Annotated in this window: 6 protein-coding genes, 1 tRNA gene and 1 pseudogene; 2 read left to right on the forward strand and 6 right to left on the reverse strand. The window is 68.7% G+C overall.

Annotated features, from left to right (window positions below):
• The 6 genes and pseudogenes from AC04L7_RS11615 to pcnB all read right to left on the reverse strand — a co-directional run.
• On the reverse strand, nucleotides 1-733 hold a 733-nt coding region (locus tag AC04L7_RS11615), incomplete at its 3' end, for a glucose-6-phosphate isomerase (protein ID WP_475513053.1).
• 1 nt (nucleotide 734) lies between these two features.
• A complete protein-coding gene (panD, locus tag AC04L7_RS11620) occupies nucleotides 735-1,115 on the reverse strand; it encodes an aspartate 1-decarboxylase (RefSeq protein WP_296282617.1) in 381 nt (126 codons plus the stop codon).
• A 61-nt stretch (nucleotides 1,116-1,176) separates the two neighbouring features.
• Nucleotides 1,177-2,019 (reverse strand): pantoate--beta-alanine ligase, encoded by an 843-nt coding sequence (gene panC / locus AC04L7_RS11625; RefSeq protein WP_435999336.1) that lies wholly within the window; start codon nucleotides 2,017-2,019, stop codon nucleotides 1,177-1,179.
• A gap of 36 nt (nucleotides 2,020-2,055) precedes the next feature.
• Nucleotides 2,056-2,868 carry a 3-methyl-2-oxobutanoate hydroxymethyltransferase gene (panB, locus tag AC04L7_RS11630; protein ID WP_296282615.1) on the reverse strand — a complete coding sequence of 271 codons (813 nt, stop codon included), beginning with the start codon at nucleotides 2,866-2,868 and terminating at the stop codon, nucleotides 2,056-2,058.
• Between the two features lie 17 nt (nucleotides 2,869-2,885).
• Nucleotides 2,886-3,377, reverse strand: coding sequence for a 2-amino-4-hydroxy-6-hydroxymethyldihydropteridine diphosphokinase (folK, locus tag AC04L7_RS11635; protein ID WP_435999339.1), 492 nt, complete (start codon nucleotides 3,375-3,377; stop codon nucleotides 2,886-2,888).
• Nucleotides 3,374-4,687 (reverse strand): annotated as a pseudogene (gene pcnB, locus AC04L7_RS11640) (polynucleotide adenylyltransferase PcnB); the annotation flags it as partial. The pseudogene pcnB and the gene folK, both read right to left, overlap by 4 nt.
• A 119-nt stretch (nucleotides 4,688-4,806) precedes the next feature.
• Between pcnB and AC04L7_RS11645 the strand changes: the two are divergent.
• Together AC04L7_RS11645 and AC04L7_RS11650 are read left to right on the forward strand one after the other, a co-directional pair.
• Nucleotides 4,807-4,881 (forward strand) — tRNA-Glu (locus tag AC04L7_RS11645).
• 157 nt (nucleotides 4,882-5,038) lie between these two features.
• On the forward strand, nucleotides 5,039-5,446 hold a 408-nt coding region (locus AC04L7_RS11650), incomplete at its 3' end, for a response regulator (RefSeq protein ID WP_475513054.1).

Here is a 5,446-nt window from a genome sequence, read left to right on the forward strand (position 1 = left end):
CGCCCACCCAATCCCACATGGGCAGCACGCGCTCGGACGCGATGTCGAACGCCGCGGCGGCGCGGTCCGGGTTGGCGCTGACGGCGTACAGCCGATCGCTGCCGCCGAGCCAGTCGCGCAGGATGCCGCCGTTGAGCAGCGTCTCCTGCGTGCCGAACGTCTTTGAGATCAGGACTGCCGCGGTACTTGCCGGATCCAGCGGTGCCAACGTGCGCTGCGCCGCGGCGCCATCGACGTTGGATAGGAAGTGCACGCGGAACCGACCCGGCAACGGATCGCGCAACGCGTCGGCGACCAGCCTCGGCCCGAGGTCGGACCCGCCGATGCCGACGCTGACTATGTCCGTGACGCCGCTGTCTTCCAGACCCGAGATCAGGGCCGCCATGCGTTGGCGGACATCGAGCGCCGTCGCGTAGGCCTCGCGTGCGACGACCGCGTCCGAGTGGCGTCCGCGCAATGCGGTATGCAGGGCCGCGCGGTCTTCGGTGACGTTGACCTTCTCTCCGTCGAACAAGCGACGGAACGCACCCGCCAGGTCGGCGGAGTTGCCCTGCGCCAGCAGGGCCTGCCAGGCAGCCGCGTCGTACGACTGGCGCGCGAAGTTGAAATACAGGGGACCGGCGCGCAGCGTGTGGGCGGCGATGCGGTCGGGTTCGCGCGCCAGCAGTGCACTCAAGGGCTCCGCACGCAGGCGCGCGGCATGGGACTGCAAAGCGTCGAAACCCTGGCTCATGTCAGGCCGCCTGCTTGGGGATGCTGCGGTTGGTGTGGGTGATGCGGTTCTGGCCGTCCACGTAGACGAGCGTGGGCTGGAACGCATCGGCTTCCTGCTCGCTCATGGAAGCGAACGCGGCGATGATGATCAGGTCCCCGACCTGCACGTGGCGGGCTGCACCGCCGTTGAGCGACACGATGCCGCTGCCCTCGTCGGCGCGGATCGCGTAGGTGGAGAAGCGCGCCCCATTGGTGACGTCCCAGATATGGACCTGTTCGAACTCGCGGATGCCCGTGGCCTCCAGCAGCAGGCCATCGATGGCGATGGAACCTTCGTAGTTCAGTTCCGAATGGGTGACGGTCGCGCGGTGGATCTTGGTCTTGAGCAGGCTGAGGTGCATGTCGGCGGCACGAAGAGCGGGAGCGCGAAGTTTATCCCCTCATGCCGGCCTTGTACCGCGCTCAGAACTCGAGGTTGTCGATCAAGCGCGTGCGCCCCAGCTTCGCTGCGACCAGCGCGACGCGCGCGCCCGCTTCGCCGTCTTCCGGCTCGCTGAGGTCGGGGCGACGGACCACGGTGTAGTCCACTTCGTAACCAATCTCCGCAAGCTGCCGGGCGGCATCGGCTTCCACCCGGGCGCGCGGGGTTCCCGCCACCAGGCTTTCGCGCATGGCGATCAGTGTCCGGCGGATCTCCGCCGCGCGCGGACGTTCGTCCGCCGACAGGTACTGGTTGCGCGAGCTCATCGCCAGTCCGTCGGACTCGCGCACGATGCTGCCGGCGAGGATCTGGATCGGGAACGCCAGGTCGGTGACCAGTTGGCGGATCACCGCGAGCTGCTGGTAATCCTTCTTGCCGAAGGCGGCCACGTCGGGCTGTACCTGGTTGAACAGTCGACTGACCACGGTGCATACGCCATCGAAATGCCCCGGGCGGTGCGCGCCTTCCAGCACGCTGCTGACACCGGGTACGTGCACGTTGGCCGCGAGACCGACGCCGAACGGGTACATGGATTCCACCGTGGGCAGCCACAGGACATCGCAGCCGGCGCCTTCGAGACCGCTCATGTCCGCCTCGGGCGTGCGCGGGTAGCGGGTGAAGTCCTCGTTGGGCCCGAACTGCGTCGGGTTCACGAATACGCTGGACACCACGCGGTCGGCGTACTGCCGCGCCAGCATCACCAGTGAGTAATGCCCGGCATGCAGGTTGCCCATCGTCGGGACGAAACCGACCCGCAGGCCCTGCTGCCTCCATTCCCTGACGCGGGCGCGCAGCGCCTCAAGCTCGGTGATGGTCTCGATCATCGTGGCCCCTGGGGCGTGTGGTCGCGCGCGGCGCGGTCAGTAGGAATGGGCATCGTCGGGGAAGGCCCCGCTGCGCACCGCGTCGGCATAGGCGCGTACGGCGCCCGCCACGGAACCGCCTTCGGCAAGGAAATCCTTGACGAACTTCGGCCGTCGATGGCCCGTGTCGAGGCCGAGGAAGTCGTGCAGCACCAGCACTTGCCCATCGCAGCCGGGACCCGCCCCGATGCCGATGGTGGGGATGGCCAGGTCCGCGGTGATCGTGGCGGCCAGCGACGACGGCACGCACTCGAGCACCAACAGCTGCGCGCCGGCGTCCTGGACGGCGCGCGCTTCTTCGCGCAAGCGGACGGCCGCGGCCTCGTCACGCCCCTGCACGCGATAACCGCCGAACTTCAGCACCGACTGCGGGGTCAGGCCCAGGTGCGCGCAGACGGGGATGTCGCGCTCGACCAGGAAGCGGATGACCTCCAGCTTGTGGCCCGCCCCTTCCAGCTTGACCATCTCCGCACCGGCCTGGAGCAGCGCGATGGCGGCATCGAGCGCGCGCTCGGGCGTGGCATCGGACTGGAACGGCAGGTCCGACACCAGCAGGGCGCGATCGAGGCCGCGGGCAACGGCACGCGTGTGGTAGACGATGTCGTCCACGGTCACCGGCAGCGTGGAGTCGTGCCCTTGCACCACCATGCCCAGCGAGTCGCCGATCAACACCAGGTCGATGCCACTGGCATCCAGGACGCGGGCGAAACTGTTGTCGTACGCCGTCAGCATCACCAGCTTGCGACCGTCACGCTTGGCGTCGGCGAGGGCGGGAACGGTCCAGGGCTTGCTGTCGGCGTGGGTGCTCATAGCGCCGCATTATCCACTCATAACGGCTGGATGTTGGACATTTCCAGCACGGACACAGCATCCCGCGCAGCGCCGTAGGCAGGGATACGGGCATCGGGCAGGACGTCCAGCAGCGGTACCAGCGCGAAGGCGCGTTCGTGCAGATGTGGATGCGGCACGCGCAGCCCGGGCTCGTCGATCACCGCGTCGCCGTACAGCAGCAAGTCCAGGTCCAGCGTGCGCGGGCCCCAGCGCTCGCCTTCGACGCGACGCCGACCGAACCCCGCTTCCACCGCCAGCAGCAGGTCCAGCAGCGCGCGCGGCGGCAGCGAGGTTTCCACCAGTGCGACGGCATTGATGAAGTCGGGCTGGTCTTCCCTGCCCCAGGCCGGCGTGCGGTAGAAGGGCGAGACCGCCCGCACGACGATGCCTGCGCGGCCCGCCAACGCAGCCACCGCCTGGCGCAGCGTATCGGCCGCATCGCCGAGGTTGGCTCCCAGGCCAATGCAGGCCTGGCACGTCGCCGTCATTCCGGCGAGGCGCCGCCCGTGCGCCGGCGGCGACGGCGACGACGCTTCGACGGGGCCGCATCATCATCGTCGCCGAAGGCGTCGGTCGACGCGGCGACACCGAGCGTGGCGGCGAGCTCTTCACCGGACTGCGTCTGCGCTTCGCGCCAGAACGCCACATCCTCGGCATGCTCCGGCGACGCGGCGAGGCGCAGCACGAGGRAATCGAACGCGGCCCGGAACCGCGGATGCGTCAACAGGCGCGTCACCCGCTTGCGCTGGCGGTTGCCGAACCGGGTCTGCAACAGCCAGATCTCCTGCATCGGCAACGAGAAGCGGCGCGGCAGGGCCACCGTGTTCAACTGGTGCAGGGTCACCCGATCGGCGGCGCGACGCTGCGCTTCCTCCGCCTGCACGCCCTGGGCCTGCAGCCCCATCAGGGCGCGGCAGTACGCCGGCCACAGCAGCAACGCGAACAGGAAGGCCGGCGATACCGGTTCCTCGTTGGCCACGCGCTGGTCGGTGCCGGTCAGCCCCGCGAGTACCATGCGACGCAACGCGCCGCTGCGATTGGACGCGAGCGCGGCGGCGGTTTCGGGGAACAGCACCTTCAGCAGGCCGAAACGCTCCAGCCCCTCGAAGCTCGCCACGCCATGCCCGGACAGGAACAGCTTGAGGATCTCTTCGAACAGCCGCGCCGGCGCGGCCTCGGCCAGCAGTGGCGCCAGTGGCGCGATCGGCGCGGCGGTGTCGGCATCGATCTCGAAGCCCAGCTTGGCCGCCAGGCGGACCGCCCGCAGCATGCGCACGGGATCCTCGCGATAACGCTGTTCCGGATCGCCGATCAGCTTTAGCCGTCGCGCCATCGTGTCTTCGAAGCCGCCGACATAGTCGCGGACCGAAAAATCGTCGATGGCGTAATAAAGCGCATTGGCGGTGAAATCGCGGCGCACCGCATCGTCTTCGACGGTGCCGTAGACGTTGTCGCGGACCAGCCTGCCGTTGTCCATCTCGCGGTCGCCGCTGCCGTCGTCGACATTGGCGCGGAAGGTGGCGACCTCGATGATCTCGCGCCCGAAGACCACGTGCGCCAGGCGGAACCGGCGCCCGATCAGCCGGCAGTTGCGGAACTGCTGGCGCACCTGTTCCGGCGTGGCGTCGGTCGCCACATCGAAATCCTTGGGGTGGCCGCCGACCAGCAGGTCGCGCACCGCGCCACCGACCAGGTACGCCTGGAAACCGGCATCCCGCAGGCGGTAGAGCACACGCAGCGCGTTCGGGCTGATGTCCTTGCGCGAAATGGTGTGCTGGTCGCGCGGGATGGTTCGCAGAGCGGTGACGGGCGTAATAGCGGCAGTTCCATGCAGGAGGGTCACGCGGCCGGCGGGGTGGATTGCCCTCGACCTGACCGCCACCTATACTAATCCGCTACGCCGGTTTCACCAAAAACGCTCCCTTCGTCTAGTGGTTAGGACGTGGCCCTCTCAAGGCTAAAACAGGGGTTCGAGTCCCCTAGGGAGCGCCATCCGGTCGAGGTTGCGGGTTGAGATCCGCGACAGGTGGAGTGCCAGGACCCCGCTACGGCGGGGTTTTGCGTTTGCAGGGGCCGGCACGGACGCATTAAAGACGGTTTAATCGCGTCGTCCTAGCATGATCGCCCCATATCCCGCCGAGGCCCGCTCGTGTCGCGCCTGCTCCTGGTTGAAGACGATCGCATGCTCGGCGATGCCCTGGCCGCCGCCCTGGCCCAGGACGGCTGGTCCATCGACCGCGCCGAAGACGGCGCATCCGCACGCCTGGCGCTGGTCGACCACGGCTACACCGCGGTCCTGCTGGACCTGGGGTTGCCGCGCGGCTCGGGACTGGACGTACTGGCGGCACTGCGCCAGCGCTACGACACCACCCCCGTGCTGATCATCWCGGCACGCGACCAGCTCAGCGACCGCGTGCGTGGACTGGATGCCGGCGCCGACGACTACCTCGTCAAGCCGATCGAAGCCGGGGAACTCAGCGCTCGCCTGCGCGCGGTGGTGCGCCGCCCGCAGGGCCGCGTCGCGCCAGTGCTGCGCCATGGCGACATCGTGCTGGAT

The sequence above is a fragment of the Pseudoxanthomonas sp. LjRoot204_2 genome, from assembly GCF_056175765.1.